Raw genomic sequence first — 1,377 nt, 5'->3', positions numbered from 1 at the left:
GGGTTCTATACTAATTGTTGGGGTTGTCAAACAATTTAGGGTAAAAAAATACACGTAAGCTCCAAATATCTTATACTAAAGTTACCCAAACAAAAGTTAAGATAGGAGTTACGTGTTACATGAATTCTAACATAATATTACCGGGATTTGAAGAAGTAACAATTTTAAAAGCTCAAGAAATAGAAGGTCAATATATCATTCACTTTGAAATGCCTATTAAACCGCATAAATGCCCTGAATGTGGAAAATTGACTTCACATATACATGATTACCGTTTAACGAAAATTAAACATCTAAAATTCTCAGAAAGAAAAACAATTTTATTTTATAGAAAACGAAGATATAGATGCACATGTGGGAAACGCTTTGCAGAACAAAATCCTATTGTAGAGCGCTATCAAAGGTTTTCTAAAGAATGGAATCAAATGGCGCAAGTCCGTGCAGTAAAAGGGAAAACATTTAAAGAAACCGCCATACAATACGGAACATCTGTAAGTACAATTATTAAGCGATTCGATCGAGTGATTCCAAAATCTATCAAAGAAATGAAAGAATTACCGCCGGTAATTGCGATGGATGAGTTTAAAGGGAATGCCAATAAAGAAAAGTTTCAACTTATCATCGCTAACGCAGTAACAAGGGAACCGATAGATATTCTCCCAAATCGGAAAAAAGAAACGATTGAAGCTTATTTACACCAGTATGGAGAGAATGTACAAACAGTGGTAATGGATATGAGTCATAGCTTTAAAGCCGCTGTTACTAAATCATTAGGAAAGCCAATTATTATTGCAGATCGCTTTCATTTCGTACGCTATATCAACTGGGCAATAGAAAGAGTAAGAATCCGGGTTCAATCGGAATGGAATGATTATGATCGAAAAAAGATAAAGAGGAAACGCTTTGTTTTTCTAAAAAAATCACAAAATTTAACGGATTATGATCAATGGTATTTGGACCGTTATTGTACTTTTTCAGATGAATTGAAATTGGCTTATGAGTTAAAAGAACATTTTTATCGCTGGTTCGAGGCTGCAAAAGTGAATGGAAAAGAAAAAATGAAACAAACGAAAAAGGGATTACAGAGGTTTTATAAAAAGGTTGAAAGATCAAGGATTCCAGAGTTTATTCGTACGATTCAAACCTTCAAAAACTGGGAGACAGAAATCTTAAATTCTTTTTCTTTTGGCTATTCAAATGGTTTTGTTGAAGGATTAAATAATTTAACAAAAGTATTAAAACGAAATGCATTTGGCTTTCGACGGTTTGATCGATTACGAGCCAAAATATTATTAACACATCAATATAAAGATATAGGTAACACAATAGGATAAGGGCGGAGAATTGTGTCCCCACCCCAACTATTTACAAAGAGCC

At 33.4% G+C, this 1,377-nt stretch carries 1 protein-coding gene; it reads left to right on the top strand.

Features of this window, described 5'->3' with window-relative positions; all coding sequences use genetic code 11:
- Nucleotides 1-119 precede the first annotated feature (119 nt).
- Nucleotides 120-1,334, top strand: a complete 1,215-nt coding sequence (locus tag D1606_RS18450; protein ID WP_119417450.1) for an ISL3 family transposase — start codon at nucleotides 120-122, stop codon at nucleotides 1,332-1,334.
- Nucleotides 1,335-1,377: the final 43 nt, after the last annotated feature.

It is taken from the genome of Rummeliibacillus sp. POC4 (genome assembly GCF_003576525.1).
Lineage (GTDB): Bacteria > Bacillota > Bacilli > Bacillales_A > Planococcaceae > Rummeliibacillus.
This window is presented reverse-complemented; position numbering and strand designations above follow the sequence as displayed.

Bases quoted from the DNA above. Each gene is read 5' to 3' on its own strand.
- D1606_RS18450 (WP_119417450.1), top strand. From the start codon at position 120: ATGAATTCTAACATAATATTACCGGGATTTGAAGAAGTAACAATTTTA.